The organism is Paenibacillus sp. 05T425, from assembly GCF_056396205.1.
Genome location: NZ_JBFTLA010000017.1, coordinates 22,491 through 38,520 on the forward strand (window position 1 = coordinate 22,491; position 16,030 = coordinate 38,520).

Genomic DNA, 16,030 nt, shown 5'->3' on the forward strand with positions numbered 1-16,030 from the left:
GTATAAGGCATAACCATTACAAGGGAGGCATGAACATGAACCCTATCGTGAAACAGCAATTCGACGCCGTGGCGCAACAATATGACCAACAGAGGCGCCAGCTAATTCCGTGCTTCGACGACTTCTATGGAACCGCGGTTCAATGGCTAGAGCTTAATACACCGCAGCCGCGCATCATCGATCTCGGCGCAGGCACCGGCCTGCTGTCCGCCTTCATCCTCGCGAAGTACCCGCAGGCTCATGTGACCTTGATCGATTTCAGCGAGCACATGTTAGAACAGGCACGACGCAGACTCGCCGCCTATGAGAATATAACCTATATAGCGGCGGATTATTTGAACTACCCTTATGAGCAGGCCGGAAGCTATGATGCGGTCATATCCTCCCTGTCCATCCATCACTTGACCCATCCGGACAAAAGATCACTGTTCCAAACGATATACCACTTGCTGAAGGACGGAGGCCTCTTCGTTAACGCCGATCAAGCCGAAGGCTTGACCCCCTTCATCGATCAACGCTACATGGAGCTATGGAAGCAAGCCATTCACGCTACCGATCTTCCGATTGAAGCGATCGAAGCCTCTATCGAGCGGCGAAAACAAGACATCAATGCCAAGGCATCCGATCAGATCAGCTGGTTGCTTGCGGCAGGCTTCACGAATGTCGATGCCGTTTATCGTTATCATGAGTTTAATGTGTTTTTCGCGCAGAAGGCTTAACCGGTTCTGCTGCCAGGAAGCGGAAGCAGCTGAAGGCAACAACAACAAGGCTTGCAATGACGATAACGAGCGGCAATGCCGTATCGTTCCCGCCAATACCTACGAGCGGCGCTGCCAAGCCGCCGATAATGAAGCTAAGCATGCCAAGCAGTGCCGAGGCGCTCCCCGCGGATTGCCCTTGGCTTTGCAAGGCGAGCGAGGTCGTTGTCGTCGATACGAGCCCGACGCTTGAAACAAGCAGGAAGAAACCTGGAATAATCAAACTCAGACCAGCATTCGTCCATATGGCTAACAGCAGCAATACCGCGCCGGCCGCTGTCAATGTGAGTCCGCTTGCCAGCAGCTTGCGCGCAGCCACACGGCCAGCGAGCCTCCCCGCTACTTGGCTGGCGATAATAATGCCCGCGCCGTTCATTCCGAAGATGAGACTGTATGTGCGCGGCGACACGCCGAACAACTCCTGCAGCACGAAAGGCGAACCCGAGATATAAGCGAACATAGCCGCCATGACGAACCCTTGCGTTAGCGCATAACCCATAAACACGCGGTCGCCGGCTAGTCGGCGGAAGGTTGACAGCGTGCCCCGAATACCGCCGCTAGAGCGACGATTCACCGGCAGCGTTTCCTTGAGACCGAACACAACAGCTAATAGCATGAGCGTGCCAAGCACGCCTAGTATAGCGAATACACCTCTCCAAGACGTAAATACAAGTACCTCAGCCCCAACAATCGGCGCTAATATCGGTGCAGCACCATTGATAAGCATCAACAGCGCAAAAAACTTCGTTAGCTCTACGCCTGAATACAAATCACGTACACTCGCCCTTGATATCACGATGCCTGCCGCTCCTGCAAGTCCCTGAATGAACCGAAGGCCGACGAACACCCATATATTCGGTGCTAAGAAACAAAGAGCCGAGACGATTGCATATACGGCTATGCCTACAATTAGYGGAAAACGGCGGCCCCTAACATCGCTGATCGGCCCCGCGATTAACTGCCCCAGCGCAAGACCCAGCATACATGCGGTTAAGCTCAGCTGCGTCGCGGAAGTCGTCGAGCCAAGCTCCTCCGCAAGTGCCGGCAATGCCGGAAGATACATATCCAGCGACAACGGGCCTATCGCCGCTAAAGAGCCCAGCACAATGGCGATCCACAATCGGCTGCCGCGCTGCGCAGGCACTGCTATTAATTCGGTATGATTCATGAATTATTCCCCTCATTTCCCTGCCTTAAAAACTGTTATTCATGTTATCACTGAGGGCAAAACGATTCAACGAAAACTTTTTGTTAAATGACTTGCAACTCCTATAATTCCGAGTATAATACTAGGTAAAGATACATAACGATGATTGGAGCGGTTAACGATGGCGAATTCGGCGAAAGAAATAGCAACGAAATGGGTAGACGACTATCTAGATCTATATAACTTTGCAACCCAGATCGGCGACGCCGAATGGCAGCATGACATTCTTCAAGCGCTGCGCGCCAAAGACAACCATATCAATCTCGAGATCGAGCATGGCTTACGTGTTGACCTATGGCTTCGGTTCGATGCGATCAATCGCAAAATGTTAGATATATACGAGCAGCTTCGGAGAAATCAGGACGAGGCGCAGCAGCGTCAGCTTCGGGAGAAAGTGTGGGAGTTCAAGCTTCAACGCGTCATGATCGCCAGCAAGCTGAAAACCTTGAACGCATTTTAGCATCTAATTATGCGTAGAAATAAAAAAAAGCGTCGGCATGCAGCGGTCTGCTCTGCCAAACGATTCGCGGTTGTTGCACTTTCGTAACTTATGGCATGCGGATATCCGCTCTGCCGTTATGGATAGGTACTGCTTCGAGCTATGAATGGCCAGATTCATAGTTCGATATGATTACATCGATACTTGCTCCATATTGCGCATCATGTTCATCATCATCGTCGACATTTCGTCGCACTCTTGCATCTTCATCATCATCATGTTCATATCCATGCCGTCCATCATGTTCATTTCCATCATCATGTCCATCATCATCTTCATGGACTTCATCTTGCACATCATTTCGTCCATGCACATGTTCATCATCATTTGCATTGCCATTTTTTCCACCGTCTTTCACCTCCCTTATTTTTTCCACATATTGAAGATACTACAGTATCGCGAAAACCACAATACTTTTCCGAAAATTTCTGTTGCCTTGAATGATTCAAGTATGGTATAAATAAGTTTTGTGCTTTTAATCCATATTTCTCCGCTTGGATTTATGGCCTTGCTCGGGAAAGCTAATCTTTCCCGATGACATAACCGTTCAACTGAATATGAGCCTCGAACATTTCCTTCGTACTTGGCCTTTCCTCACGCGGCAACCACGTTTCGGCATCCCATACTTTGGAAAATTTCAGCGCGCGCGGACAATGAACAAAACACTCCTCAACTTCCACTTTAACGAGATATAATGGCGATCGGCCATTAATCTGCATGCTCTCCATCAACGCTTCATTGCGTATAATCGTTGCCTTCCCGTTAATCCGCAGCACCTCTTCCATCCCCGGCAATATACAAATCATGCCCAGTCTCGGATTCGCAAACAGATTGTGCATGGAATCGATCCGTCTATTCCCCAACCGCTCCGGAAATGCCAGCGTCTTCTCATCCAACACTTTAATGAAACCAGGCTCATCGCCTCGCGGCGACACATCGCATAATCCTTCTCCGCTCGCTGTCCCAAGGAAAAACAACGGACACTTCGCCAAATATCCTCGAATATGATCATCGATCACCGTTACTGTTTTTTTCACGACCGCCTCATGCGGCATGCCGACAATCTCCTGCAACTGCTCTAACGAATGGATAACCTCGTCCTCTAAAGGATTGTAGTTCATGCTGTCTTCTTCCTCTCTTCATCTACTCAAGTATACACAGTGTAACAAATCTATCTCCCGTACAAAAGCAGTACAAAAACCTCATACACTCTGCCAATCCTTTACAAATACTAAACGATTTCAAAATAATGGGATAATAATTGATTGCTATGATCCATATGAAATCGAATCAATAGTCGATTAGTCCCATACCACTTAACGATGAGAAAGGTGACCGATTCCATGCAAATGAAAAAAGTGCTGGCTGTCTCCATGCTGGCGGCAACTCTCGGCGCAACCGCCGTCAACCCTGTTTTTGCCCAAACTCCGGTCAAGCAGGAAGCTGTCCAATTCAGCCAAACGACATTCCTCGTGAATGCCAATCCAGCCGTTCTCCGTACGATTCAAGGCGCTTCAGGCACGACGCTCGTCTCCGTACGCGATTTCGCAAAGGCCATTGGCGCAGCTCTGCAACCGGCAGCCGGTTATGTAACACTCACACTGGAGGGCAAGTCGGTGTATGTTAACCCGGGCGCAGGAACCATTGCCGCTAGCAGCACGTCGCCTGCTCTTTCATCAGATGTGAAGACGGTCAACTACACGATATTCGCAGACCCATCTGCACTGGTTGAAGCACTTGGCGGTACATATGAAGCGGATGCCGATGCCCCTTCTATCGCAACGGTTGAGCAATTGACATTCGTTGAGCACGCGGTATGGGCCGGCGGTACACGCCTAATCGTATCGAACAGCTCCGACAACGGCCGTGAAGATTACCTCGTAAATGCGGCTAACGGCAAGTATGAGCTGCTGCTCTCCTCCGCTGGCACTTCGGATCTCGTTGTTTCGCCGAATGGTCAAAACGTGGCTTACACAGATGCCAATGGCGCTGTATATGTCATCGATCTGAACAGCAAGGAATCCAAGCAAGTAAGCACGGACAGCTCGATTAAGAACGAGCTGCAATGGTCACAAGACGGAACGGCTCTCTTCTTCCTGCAAGGCGACAAAAACTCGATCATTGCCAGAGTGAACTTGGCCGACGGAACTGTGTCCAAAGTGCTTGAAGATAAGGTCGATTATAAAGCGAACCTCGACGTGTCCGCGGACGGCACGAAATTCGCTTTCACCGTTAACAAGCAACCGAAAGTAACCGCAGACAGCAATGTCGATGTCGCTCTGGACGACGTGGCCATCGATGCTGCCGGAACGGAAGCGCAAATCTACTTCTATAACGCGGCAGCGGCAGACAACAAGCCGGTGCAACTGACGAAGGACACGGACGACAAAGTGTTCATCGAGCTTTCGGCTGACGGCTCCAAAGTGTACTACGTAAGCGTAACGGCTGACGATGCAAGTATCGGCAAAGCAGCATCCGTCTCCACTGCCGGAACAGACGCTGCTTCGACCAGCGTATTCGCGCAAAAGGATGTTTATCAGCTCGCACAAGGTGCTGACAGACTGTACCTGCTGACATCGAACGACGATTCATCGAATGCCATCTATGAGATTGATACATTAATCGGCGGAAACAAACTGATTGCAGCCGTATCGGATAACGTATCTGAAATCATCGTATCGCGTTACGGGCATCTTGCTGCTCTGATCGACGGCCAGCTTGCCGTATCGGTTAACGGCCAATGGAAGAACATTACTCAATAATTAATGGAGGGATATTTCAATGAAATGGTTTAAATCACTTACAATCGCCGTACTCGCAACCGTTATCGGCTTCAGTTCGCTAACAGCCGTGCACGCGGCTAGCAAGCTCAGCGGCAAGATCGTCATCAACGGCTCTTCCGCCCTGCTGCCTCTCACGCTTCAGGCGGCTAACGAATTCAAAAAGCTTCACCCGAAAGTGAAAATCTCGGCGTCGGCAGCCGGCTCCATTACTGGGCCGCAAGCAGTTCGCAAAGGAATCGCACAGATCGGCGCGGTAGACTGGGACGCTTCGAAGGACGTACCAGGCTTCAAGAAATTCGAAGGCCAAGTGGCACATAAAGTAGCTGTCATTCCTTTCGCAGCCGTCGTGAACAAAAACGTAACGGCAACGAACTTGACGACGAAGCAGCTGCAAGGCATTTTCTCCGGCAAAATCAAGAACTGGAAAGAAGTTGGCGGCAAGGACGCCGATATTATCGTCGTTAACCGTACGTTCGGCTCCGGCACGCGCGTTAACTTCCAGGATAAAGCGCTGCAAGGCACGGATTTCATGACTAAAGGCGACAATTATAAAGAAGTGAAAACAAGCGGCGATATGAAGACGGCTATCGAGACGACGCCTAATGCTATTGGTTACATGGACCTTGCTTATGTTACGGACAAAATGATCGCTGTAAAAATCAACGATATCGCGCCAACGGAAGCTAACGTCATCAACGGCAAATACAAAGTGTGGGGCTACGGCTACTACATGACAAAAGGCGAGCCTACTGGCGCTACGAAAGAATTCATTAAATACGTTCAAAGCACGAAGTTCCAGAACGGATCGCTTAAAAAGCTGAAGTTCATCCCGATCTCGGCTATGAAATAAGCATTATCTGAAGGAATGGAATGACACGAAGAGAGCGGCTGGCAGGCGCATGGAAGCGCCTCGCCCGCCGCTCTTTTAGAGAGAGGAGACCTTTATTATGCTAGATTCAACCCCTGTCGCCGGCAAAGCGCCGCTTCATGCCGAGCTTGGCCGTACGCTGCTAGCGGGCAGCGGCAAGAAGTTCGACCGCCGTTCGCGCTTGTTCGCGATGAACCGCATGTTCCGTTACCTATGTGTCGCTGCTGCTGCTTTCGTTTGTCTGATCCTATTTCTTATTCTATTTCTTATGCTTCGGACCGGCGTTCTTACGTTCAACCATATCTCGTTCGCCGACTTCTTCTTCTCTACCGATTGGACGCCCGAGAACGAGCAATATGGCGGACTTGTATTCATCTTCGGCACCTTCGCCTTAACGGCGCTTACGCTGCTGATCGCCGTTCCTCTTTCGCTGATGATCGCGATCTTCCTATCGGTATTCGTCCCGCCATGGCTGAAAAACGCGCTTCGCCCGATACTCGACCTGCTGGTCGGCATACCGTCGGTCGTCTATGGCTATCTCGGGTTAACCGTCCTTATTCCGCTTATCCGTACCGTAACAGGCACTGGCATGGGCGACGGACTGCTCGCCGCGGCACTCGTACTCACGATCATGGTGCTCCCGACCGTCAGCCGGATTAGCGACGACGCTATTAGCGCCGTACCTGCCAAATTCAGCGACGCCTCCTACGCTCTCGGCGCTACGAGATTCCAGACCGTTTGGAAGGTTTTGCTGCCTTCCGCGAAAAGCGGCATTATGTATGCCGTCATTCTCGGCATGGCTCGTGCCGTCGGCGAGACGATGGCTGTCGTGATGGTTATCGGCAATACGCCTCAGCTTGCAGACAGCTTACTGAAGCCGACCTCCGTCTTAACAAGCAATATCGTTATGCAAATATCGAACGTTCCTTTTGACTCCACCTGGAACTATGCTTTGTATCTGATGGGCTTCCTGCTGCTGCTTATTTCACTTCTGATGATCGTGGCCGTTCGCTGGCTGCAACGGAGAGGAGCTCGCATTTCATGAAAAACCATATGAGTGCCGGTGCCGGTGCGACCGCTGCCGCTAATCCGTTCCGCCGCAACAACAAAGGGCTTAACCGGATCAACGACCGTTTGTTCTCCGGCGTGATCTGGACCGCAGGCGTCCTTATTATCGCATTTATCTTCGGACTTCTGTATTTGATCCTCCAGGATGGTCTTCCGAAGCTGACGTGGGATTTCCTATTCGGCCTCCCAAGCGAGATCGATGAAGGCGGCGGTATTGGCCCTACGCTGCTCAATTCCTTTTACATTCTGTTCCTGTCGCTACTTATCTCCATCCCGCTCGGCATGGCCGCAGGCATCTACCTCGCCGAGTTCGCACCGGACAATAAGCTCATCGCTTTCGTACGCGTATGCGTGGAAGGCCTTGCATCGGTACCCTCGATCATATTCGGCTTGTTCGGCATCGCCTTGTTCGTCGAGATGTTCCAAATCGGACTCACGATACTCGGCGGTGCGATCAGCCTCGCCTTCCTCAATCTCCCGGTATTAACGCGAGTTACAGAGGAATCGATCCGCGCCGTGCCTGCGGACCAGAAGAGCGCCTCCTTCGCGCTTGGCGCAACGCATCTGCAGACGATAACTCGTGCGCTTATCCCGGCCGCGCTGAATGGCATCATCACCGGCATCTGCCTCGTCGCCGGCCGCGCCTTCGGCGAGAGCGCGGTTATTATCCTAACCGCTGGCGTCACTACATCCGGCGAGATGTGGGACTTCAGCCTGTTCTCTCCCGGCGAGACGCTTGCCGTCCACCTGTGGTACGTACAGTCGGAAGCGATTGTATCCGACGCGCAAGAAATTGCGCAGAAAGCAGCCGCCGTTCTCGTCTTCGTCGTCCTGCTCATTAATCTAGTATTCCGTATCCCCCTATGGTTGAATAGCCGCAAGACGCGAAGTTAGTGCGAGAATTCAATAAACGCAACAAGGGCTGCACCGTTTGGTCTGTTTCAGACCATTTGGCGCAGCCCTTGTTAACGTTAATACTCTACTAGAAAACGATTAACGATTCGTCTTTACACTCAAAGCAGTTGAAGAACCTTCATAAAGCCCCTCTTCTACTCTCAGTCTAAATTTGTAGCTCGTGTAGGGTGTTAGACCATCCACCGTAGCCGTTACGCTATCAGTCGATAATTCGATAGAAACAGCGTCAGCCCAATCTTGACCGTTACCCACATACTCAATATACACTTTTCCRGCCCCAGTTACAGGCTTCCATTTAAAGCTCGCGGTATTGGCTGTCTTGCCCGTAGAAGCAAAACCAGATATCGCAAGCGACTTCGTCCTTACTTCTACTTCATTCGATTTGCCGTCATTGCCCCCACCAGAAACGTTTAAGCGATAAGCATAACTTGTGTTCGGAGTCAGCCCTTTAATCGTTACAGACTTCGCGGATACCGAAAGCTTAATACCTGCTACAGGTTGCCATCCGCCTCCAACATTTTCCTGAAGTTCAATTGTAGTCGCCTTGGAGGCCGCATCCCAAGCCAACGTTACACTGTTTGTCGTCGAAGAGCTTTCTCTTAACGAATCGACTGGCACAATCTTTGTACTCTCTTCTGCAATGTTCGAATTACCAGCGTTCTGACCGCCAGTTATCGTAATACGGAAATCGTAATCCGTACCTGATGCAAGTCCCGTAACGACCGCGCTGCTGTCACCCGGCAATAAAGGCGACGCTACTTTTGCGGTCGTCCAAGACTTGCCGTTCAGCGATTGTTGAATAACTACCTTCTTAGCTCCGATTGCTGCCGTCCAGTTCAACGATACCTTGCTTCCCGTAGTCTCCCTTTCATCTACCGAAAGATCTGACAACGGCAATGGAATGGTTGTGACCATTACGCTATTGGACGGGCCTTCGTTTTGACCGCCGACAACATTCAAACGGAAATAATATTTCGTTGTCGGAGTCAGTTCTCTAACCGTTGCACTTGTTGCAATTGGATTAATGCTGTCTGTTATAGCCGTTGCCCAATCTTTGCCGTTAGTTGATTGTTCAATTGTCAATGAAGTCGCACCGACAGGCAGTGACCATTTGAATTCAGCCGATTCTGCCTTTAGATTCGTTCTGCCCGTGCTTGCAAAAGATTTCAAAGGAACCGGCTTCGTTACGCCCGCTGCCGTATTGGAAGTTCCCGCATTAGCTCCTTCAGCAACTTGAAGTCGGAATTGATACTCTGTATTAGGAAGCAAACCTTTTACGGTTGCCATCTTAGCGGTTCCGGACACTTTAAGCGCTTGTTCTTTCCAGCTTGTGCCGCCATTAGCCGAGTACTCGACGTAAATCGTTTTTGCCCTAACTGCAGCAGGCCATGCCAGAACAGCCGAATTAGATGTCGTGCTGCTTACTCTTAGCTCAGATACAGGAACAGACAACGTCGTCGAACTTGCAACATTGGAATTGCCCGCATTTCGTCCACCTGTTGCGACGACTCTGAATTTATATACGGTACCCGACAGCAACCCAGTTACTGTCGCGTTGCCTGCATTCGGAGCTAAAGCTCCCGTAACCGCATTTGTCCACGAGGTGCCGTTAAGCGATTGCTGCACGACAATGCTCGTCGCCCCTACAGCAGGCGTCCAAGTCAATGCCGTACTATTGCCAGTCGCTCCMGAAGCAGCCAAATCCGCGACACCCACTGGCGTAATCGGAACGCTTAAGATCGTCGAATATTGAGTCGATGTATAAGCCGTACCGCTCACACCTAATCGGAATTTATATGTTTTACCAGTTTCGAGATTGTTAACAGTAGCCGACGTACTTTCAGGCGTCAGACTTCCCGAAATCGAAGAAGTTAACCACGTTTTTCCGTTATCCAGAGACTGTTGGATAATTAGGTTATCAGGTACATCCGTTACGCTCCAATTGAATGTAGCAGTATCGTAGGTTTTAGATCCCAAAATAAAAGAGTTTATTTTGCCTGGCGTCAATTTTGTAGATACTATATTAGATAATCCTTCATTCTTGCCATCATTGACTGCTAAAGCAAAGTAGTAAGTTTTTCCCGTAGGAAGAGCTATCACAGTTACCGAGTTAAGATTCGGATTTGTAAGATCGCCAAGATCATACCATTCCGAATTATCGTAAGCTAAAAACAAACTAACCGAAGAAGCTCCGCTTACTGCCGTCCACTTTAATTGAACGGTATTTGCTGTTTGGGCCGCAACTCTCAAATCGCTAATCGGATCGCCCTCAATGCCTACCGCTGTCCATGCCTCCGAAATCGCTTTTTTGACCGTTTGACGTTGCGCAGTGGTTAAGCCGCTGACCGTTTCTGCCGCAAGCCAATAAGCATTCTTCATATCTCTGAAATCAGATGTTTCAAATAGAAAATATCGTAGCGATTCATAGGTGAGTTTGCCTAATAAATCTCTGCCTTTAAGCCCTAGCGCATTAAACTTCCCTGCCATCAAGTAAGCGGCACGGTTGGGAATTCCGCTATTAACATGAACGCCGCCCCAGTCTTCTTCTTCCGTATCCTCTAAGTCTGCATAATCATCCATATGTCCAGGCTGATTGTGGTTTTCCGGTTCTGCCATATCTCTAAGCGTCATGCCCGTATCTTCGCCAATGAACCAATCATCCTTATCGATTACGGAAGCCATTATATCGGAAATAGATTCATTCAAAGCGCCGGATTGAAAGCGGTACTCCAAGCCAGCCGTAAACTCCGTAACGCCATGCGTCAGCTCGTGAGCTACGACATCTAGTCCACATGATAAACAATCGAAGCCCCCACGGGATGAGCCCGATCCGTCCCCATAAAACATGGCTTCCCCGTTCCAATACGCATTGTCCATAATATAGGCGTTGCCCTCGTCATCAAACTCAGGCACATGAACAATAGAGTAAACATCCATCCCTGCACCGTCTATACTTTCACGACCGTAGTTGGATTTATAAAAGTCATACACGATATCCGCATTATAATGCGCGTCAACCCCATCTGCATTATATGGATTGTTGAATATATTATTCGAGCTGTATATATCATCAAAGTATAAATATTCATCATCCCAATCAATAAGGTCAAGCGTATAAATATCACCAATATGAGTTTGGTCCCACAAAATATATTGCCCGTTATATTGTGTAGTGTTTAGTTTTTTACTTTTCCCATCATTTCCGTACCCGGTTCCTGTGGCATGTTGAAGCTTATTGTACTTATCAATTACTTGGCCCGTATGCGCATCCACGTACCCAATCCAATTACCGGCCGTAGGGAACATGAATATTATATTGACCTTATAAGCCAAATAATTCTTTCCATTAAAAGGATAAATAATTGTAGAGGCGGTCGGTGCAGACACTTGGTAGGATCCTGCCTTCGTCTCCAACTGAATTTCACCGTTCAGCCCGCTTTCCAAATCCTTCTTGAATGCGCTAATAGCTTCATCCGCTGTAAGTGATGGTGAAGTATTCAGAGCAGATAGGCTCAAGCCATTATCGGATTTATCCTGAATGGCATAAATCTGATTTGCCTTATTTAAATTAATTTGCATATAGCGCCCATAAACTGGAACACCTCTAAAAGATTGTTGAAGAATGTAGTGATCCTGGTCCAGATTATCTGTATCCTTACGAGCGATTATAAATTGTTTGCTGCTCGCCGCAATCCCTTGTCCCTTGCCTTTGGAGCCCGCAAATTGCAGCACTTCTTGATCGCTATTTAGTGCACCTGACAAAATACCCTCTGTGAATGTAGTGCTAGGCAATGAAAGACTGCTGCTAGACGAGGCAATCTTTTTGCTGTCAAGCGATAGCTCCTCCATTTGGCCTTCAGCTGCGGCAAAAGCTTGTGATGCAGGGAAAACTAGTACCAAAACTAGCAATCCGGTCAACCAAGTTCGAAATCGTTTCATAACAAGCGGCTCCTCTACCAATAAATAAATGCTGTAGCGCTAGTTCTTCATTCCTAATCTATTTAAGTATATCGAAACTAAAGTCCAGGAATGATAGATAGCTTAACGAATATATCAAATAATGGATATAGATGTTGTCGAATGATGTCGGTTTAAAAAATGTTTAGAATCTATATATAACTTGCAGTAAGATATAGTTAATATTAAGATCCAAGAAAGGGATGGATTACCATAGAACAAAAACCTACTATCTCCCTCACCAAATCTAGCATGGAACGATGGATGGACTGGGTATGCATTTTAGTTCTGATGTTTTCTTTCTTATACATGCTTCTCAAATGGACCAATCTCCCAACCACAATCCCTATCCACTTCAACGCCCGAGGCGAGGCTGATGGTTGGGGAGATCGGGTAACGCTTATCATTTTGCCGATCATCGCCATTATGCTGTATGTCGGACTATCGCTGCTGCGGCGCATTCCCCATCATTTCAACTACATTGTGCCAATTACGGAACAGAACGCCGAAGCCCAGTATCGTCTATCGCTGTTGCTCCTGAGTTGGATCAAGCTCGAAATAGTGATCTTATTCGGTTACATTTCATGGTCATCCATTCAGAATGCGGTTGGATTATCGTCAGGACTAGGCATTTGGCTCCTTCCCGTATCGCTCATCATCTTGTTCGGAACAATTGCAGTAACGATGATTCGTATGAGAAAAGCCCGGTAGCTATTTTTAAGGTTAAAACAAAAAATCCCGCTCCTCCAGCAGCAATTCTGCGAGAAGGAGTCGGGATTTTTTAATGTTATAGTTGAATCACTTGCTCGGATTGCTCAGGCTGTTCCAACTGCTTCTCCTGCAGTCTTCGCACAAAAGCATACAGCAAGGAAAACCCGATAATACCAAGTACAGATAATGCGCCGCAGATGAAATACATCGACTGCGCTCCCGATTGCTCGAACATCAGGCCACCGATGAAGCCGGCTGCCATCCCCGACAACCCTCCCCAAGTGAGCGCGTACACCGCTTGGCCTGACGAGCGCAGCTCGGCAGGCACCAATAATACCGTCAATTGCGTCCCGATATAATAGAAGCCGCCGAACGTGACGCAGTGCAGCATTTGAATGAAGATGACCTGCATCGCGCTTGCCGCTCCCGCCATCAAGAACCATCTTAATGCGAACAGACAGCTAATAACAACGAGACAAAGCAGCATCGAGCGTATGTTACGCTTCAAATACCTGTCCAGCAGCAGGAAGATCGGAATCTCGAAGATCGACGAGAGAAAGGCCGACCATCCTACCAAGCTTTCTCCTCCGCCCAATTCCTTAATATATAAGGCGACGAATGTCGTATTCACGGAGTTCGGAATCGAGAGCACTAATCCGACGAACAGGAAGATGAAGAATGCCCGGCTTGCGAATAAGGAGCGATAATTTACTTTGCCCGCTTTTGCAGCCGAGTTCTTCGCCTCGCCGCGCGGCAGCGCGAAGGCGAAGACCAGCGAGAACAGCATCATAACGGTGTATATGATCCATAGACGTTCAATCCCAATCTGACCGATGACCGGCCCCGCCGCTAACGCCATAACGCCCCATCCGAGTGACCCCCATAATCGGAAAGCCCCGAAGCTTTGATTGGTGCCTTCAATACTGTTCAATATCAAGGTGTTGCTTTGCGAAAACAACGGCATTTGGAAAAAGAAGAAAAACAGCATCGACGTATAAATAAACGTATACGATTCGGATAGAAATACGAATTGCATGATAATCATGCTGCCTACTAACATCAAGATTAAAGTCAGACGCAAGTTCCTGAAGCGGTCGCTGACATATCCCCAGAACGGATTGGCAACAAGCGATACGATGGGACCTCCGGCCATTAGTGCCCCAATCTCAAGCGTAGACAACCCTATAGACTTCAAATATAGCGCAAAATAAGTGCTATAGATCGTTAAAGCGCCGTAAATGAAAAAGTTGAATCCTTTAATCACACTGTAGGATTGCTTAACCTTCGTTCCCATTCTTTATAATGGAACGGCGGTAGACCTGGAAGATGCAATCACTTCCTCCGCCGTCACTTCCCGACCTAGCCGGTCCGACAAATAGATGCCTTCGCTGATAAGCATCGTGCGCAGCGCAATATCAGCAGTCGGCAGCAAAGGAACTCTGCCTTGCAGCGCAGCAATCCAATGCGCCTGCGACGAATCGTAAGCATCCTCATTGTCCCGAATACGATGCCAGCGTACGTCCATCATATCCAGGTCAAGCGTGCTGTCCATATCCATATCGCACACCGTATTATGAAAGGTAATCGGCCTTGTCCCCCCGCCTGCTTGTTCGCTCGGCAAGCGGACGCCGCCCTTAGAGCCGGCGATGCTGCTGCCCTCGAAATCGCCCATATGCACGGCCCAAGCCTCGATAATATCCAGCGTCAGACCGTCAGCGAACCGAACGAAACCCGTACCGAGCTCTTCGACGTCGAACCCGCTTTTCTCTCTCCGCTCCTCTAGCATATCGGTTTCCTGATAAAGCTTGCCCGTAACCCGCTCTACCGCGGGATTGCCGAGAAGATATAGAATTTGCGCGATATGATATACGCCCATATCGAACAACGCGCCTCCTGCTGCCGTCTCCTTGCGAGTAAAATAAGGCGTGCCGTAACCGTCCACATAAGGACGGTTTCTCCGTCGGAAGCCGGTCGAACGCGCATGGTACAGCTTGCCAAGCATGCCGCCATCGATCAGCGTCTTAGCAGCTTTCGTCTCCTTCTGATACAACGTGAATAGTTGAATATGCAATTGCTTGCCGCTTGCTTCAGCCGCATCGACCATCGCCTTGCCGTCCGCATATGTTCCTGCGATCGGCTTCTCGCAATACACATGCTTGCCCGCTTCCAGCGCCGCTATCGTGACAGGGGCATGGAAGTTGTTGTGCAGACATACATCTACTGCATCTATGTCGTTACGTTGCAGCAGCTCACGGAAATCTGAATAAGCATGCGGAATACCGTAATGCTCGGCTACTCGGTTTGCCTCTGTCAGATTAACGTCACAGACCGCAACGAGCTCCGCACCGGGTATATGGCTATACTTCTCAATATGCTGCTTGCCGATTTGACCTACGCCGATAATACCGATACGTATGTTTGTCATCCTTATTTCACCCTCCACAGCTGTATTCTACGCTTCTGCCAGAAGCTTCTTCACGAGCCCGATCAAGCGCTCGATTTCCGCATACTGATTACCCGGCGCATTTTGTTCAATTCCCCAATATCCGGTGTAACCTGATGCTTCCATCATTCGAATCGTCTCAATAGCATTTTCTCTTACGGCAGTCGCCGCATCGAAATGAGTGTGGTAAGCCCATGGCGCTACCAACCGGTCGCCTTCCGCTTGATCGGCCTTCCAGCGGCCAAGATGAACGAGAAATCCGAACGCTGGATGGTCGACCGCTTCCGCGATCCGTTTCATTTCGCGCGGGAGAAGCGACGCGCCCATATGATTTTCCGGCCCAATCTTGAAACCATTGTCTGCTGCTACTTGAGAAAACTCTTTATAGCGCAAAACCGTATAGTCGAATTGTTCTTCGCTCATCGTTTCCCATTCCGTGTAACTGCCGCCTGTATCAATACGTACCGTCTCCGCGCCCATAATGATGGCTGCACGCAAATGCGTTAGCGCATTGTTATACAGCAGTTCGCGCATATGGGGATCAGGATCCCATAAATGGGCCCCGTCTACGGCGAAGTTAACGAGCCGCAACTCGCGCTCGTCCAAAGCCTCTTTTATTTTGCGAATATAGCTCTCGTCCGCGAGTTTCATAATCGGTTTGCCCTCGCGATCGATGAAGAAGCCGTTCCACAAATCCGCCGCGTCCAAGCCGTAGCGATATTTGACGGTCTCCAAATAACCGAATACATCCATCTTGCCTTCCAAATACGTGTTGTTGAATGAATAGCCGCCGATCGAAATGTTCATCGATAATTCACCCC

14 protein-coding genes are annotated in these 16,030 nt (G+C 49.3%); 7 read left to right on the top strand and 7 right to left on the bottom strand.

The genetic code is table 11. From position 1 onward, the window contains the following. Positions 1–35: 35 nt before the first annotated feature. Positions 36–719 (top strand): class I SAM-dependent methyltransferase, encoded by a 684-nt coding sequence (locus tag AC1DF0_RS27875; RefSeq protein WP_477576609.1) that lies wholly within the window; start codon positions 36–38, stop codon positions 717–719. Here AC1DF0_RS27875 and AC1DF0_RS27880 read toward each other — a convergent pair. Continuing rightward, positions 691–1,926 (bottom strand): multidrug effflux MFS transporter, encoded by a 1,236-nt coding sequence (locus AC1DF0_RS27880; protein ID WP_477576611.1) that lies wholly within the window; start codon positions 1,924–1,926, stop codon positions 691–693. The genes AC1DF0_RS27875 and AC1DF0_RS27880 overlap by 29 nt on opposite strands. A gap of 160 nt (positions 1,927–2,086) precedes the next feature. Between AC1DF0_RS27880 and AC1DF0_RS27885 the strand changes: the two genes are divergently transcribed. Beyond that, on the top strand, positions 2,087–2,425 hold the full coding sequence (locus tag AC1DF0_RS27885) for a hypothetical protein (protein ID WP_442049618.1): 339 nt from the start codon (positions 2,087–2,089) through the stop codon (positions 2,423–2,425). A 171-nt stretch (positions 2,426–2,596) separates the two neighbouring features. On the opposite strand, the gene AC1DF0_RS27890 is transcribed toward AC1DF0_RS27885, so the two are convergent. Together AC1DF0_RS27890 and AC1DF0_RS27895 are read right to left on the bottom strand one after the other, a co-directional pair. After that, positions 2,597–2,812 (bottom strand): hypothetical protein, encoded by a 216-nt coding sequence (locus tag AC1DF0_RS27890; RefSeq protein WP_337100273.1) that lies wholly within the window; start codon positions 2,810–2,812, stop codon positions 2,597–2,599. A 173-nt stretch (positions 2,813–2,985) separates the two neighbouring features. Next, on the bottom strand, positions 2,986–3,585 hold the full coding sequence (locus AC1DF0_RS27895) for a pyridoxamine 5'-phosphate oxidase family protein (RefSeq protein WP_477576614.1): 600 nt from the start codon (positions 3,583–3,585) through the stop codon (positions 2,986–2,988). 222 nt (positions 3,586–3,807) lie between these two features. Between AC1DF0_RS27895 and AC1DF0_RS27900 the strand changes: the two genes are divergently transcribed. From AC1DF0_RS27900 to pstA, 4 genes are all read left to right on the top strand, one after another. After that, the gene (locus AC1DF0_RS27900) at positions 3,808–5,226 is read left to right on the top strand and encodes a stalk domain-containing protein (protein WP_477576616.1); all 1,419 of its coding nucleotides are present in this window, start codon (positions 3,808–3,810) and stop codon (positions 5,224–5,226) included. A 19-nt stretch (positions 5,227–5,245) separates the two neighbouring features. Continuing rightward, positions 5,246–6,097, top strand: coding sequence for a phosphate ABC transporter substrate-binding protein (locus tag AC1DF0_RS27905; protein WP_442049622.1), 852 nt, complete (start codon positions 5,246–5,248; stop codon positions 6,095–6,097). 97 nt (positions 6,098–6,194) lie between these two features. Beyond that, a complete protein-coding gene (pstC, locus tag AC1DF0_RS27910; RefSeq protein WP_442049623.1) occupies positions 6,195–7,160 on the top strand; it encodes a phosphate ABC transporter permease subunit PstC in 966 nt (321 codons plus the stop codon). Beyond that, on the top strand, positions 7,157–8,077 hold the full coding sequence (gene pstA, locus AC1DF0_RS27915; RefSeq protein WP_477576619.1) for a phosphate ABC transporter permease PstA: 921 nt from the start codon (positions 7,157–7,159) through the stop codon (positions 8,075–8,077). The genes pstC and pstA overlap by 4 nt, the downstream gene beginning before the upstream one ends. Before the next feature lie 99 nt (positions 8,078–8,176). Here the strand turns inward: pstA and AC1DF0_RS27920 are convergent, their stop codons facing one another. Further along, positions 8,177–12,037, bottom strand: a complete 3,861-nt coding sequence (locus AC1DF0_RS27920) for a fibronectin type III domain-containing protein (protein WP_477576621.1) — start codon at positions 12,035–12,037, stop codon at positions 8,177–8,179. Positions 12,038–12,319: 282 nt separating this feature from the next. Here AC1DF0_RS27920 and AC1DF0_RS27925 point away from each other — a divergent pair, with 282 nt between their 5' ends. After that, complete coding sequence (locus AC1DF0_RS27925) at positions 12,320–12,766, top strand: DUF1648 domain-containing protein (protein WP_477576623.1); 447 nt, start codon at positions 12,320–12,322, stop codon at positions 12,764–12,766. A 76-nt stretch (positions 12,767–12,842) separates the two neighbouring features. Here the strand turns inward: AC1DF0_RS27925 and AC1DF0_RS27930 are convergent, their stop codons facing one another. Genes AC1DF0_RS27930 through AC1DF0_RS27940 form a run of 3 tightly spaced genes read right to left on the bottom strand, consistent with a single transcriptional unit; the run spans position 12,843 to position 16,016 of the window. Beyond that, positions 12,843–14,030 carry an MFS transporter gene (locus tag AC1DF0_RS27930; RefSeq protein ID WP_477576625.1) on the bottom strand — a complete coding sequence of 396 codons (1,188 nt, stop codon included), beginning with the start codon at positions 14,028–14,030 and terminating at the stop codon, positions 12,843–12,845. Positions 14,031–14,063: 33 nt separating this feature from the next. Then, positions 14,064–15,191 (bottom strand): Gfo/Idh/MocA family protein, encoded by a 1,128-nt coding sequence (locus tag AC1DF0_RS27935; RefSeq protein ID WP_477576627.1) that lies wholly within the window; start codon positions 15,189–15,191, stop codon positions 14,064–14,066. Between the two features lie 27 nt (positions 15,192–15,218). Further along, positions 15,219–16,016 (bottom strand): sugar phosphate isomerase/epimerase family protein, encoded by a 798-nt coding sequence (locus AC1DF0_RS27940; RefSeq protein WP_477576629.1) that lies wholly within the window; start codon positions 16,014–16,016, stop codon positions 15,219–15,221. Positions 16,017–16,030: the final 14 nt, after the last annotated feature.

Coding starts and splice junctions, on each gene's coding strand:
- AC1DF0_RS27875 (WP_477576609.1), top strand. CDS start 36: ATGAACCCTATCGTGAAACAGCAATTCGACGCCGTGGCGCAACAATAT.
- AC1DF0_RS27885 (WP_442049618.1), top strand. CDS start 2,087: ATGGCGAATTCGGCGAAAGAAATAGCAACGAAATGGGTAGACGACTAT.
- AC1DF0_RS27895 (WP_477576614.1), bottom strand. CDS start 3,585: ATGAACTACAATCCTTTAGAGGACGAGGTTATCCATTCGTTAGAGCAG.
- AC1DF0_RS27900 (WP_477576616.1), top strand. CDS start 3,808: ATGCAAATGAAAAAAGTGCTGGCTGTCTCCATGCTGGCGGCAACTCTC.
- AC1DF0_RS27905 (WP_442049622.1), top strand. CDS start 5,246: ATGAAATGGTTTAAATCACTTACAATCGCCGTACTCGCAACCGTTATC.
- pstC (WP_442049623.1), top strand. CDS start 6,195: ATGCTAGATTCAACCCCTGTCGCCGGCAAAGCGCCGCTTCATGCCGAG.
- pstA (WP_477576619.1), top strand. CDS start 7,157: ATGAAAAACCATATGAGTGCCGGTGCCGGTGCGACCGCTGCCGCTAAT.
- AC1DF0_RS27925 (WP_477576623.1), top strand. CDS start 12,320: ATGGACTGGGTATGCATTTTAGTTCTGATGTTTTCTTTCTTATACATG.
- AC1DF0_RS27935 (WP_477576627.1), bottom strand. CDS start 15,191: ATGACAAACATACGTATCGGTATTATCGGCGTAGGTCAAATCGGCAAG.
- AC1DF0_RS27940 (WP_477576629.1), bottom strand. CDS start 16,016: ATGAACATTTCGATCGGCGGCTATTCATTCAACAACACGTATTTGGAA.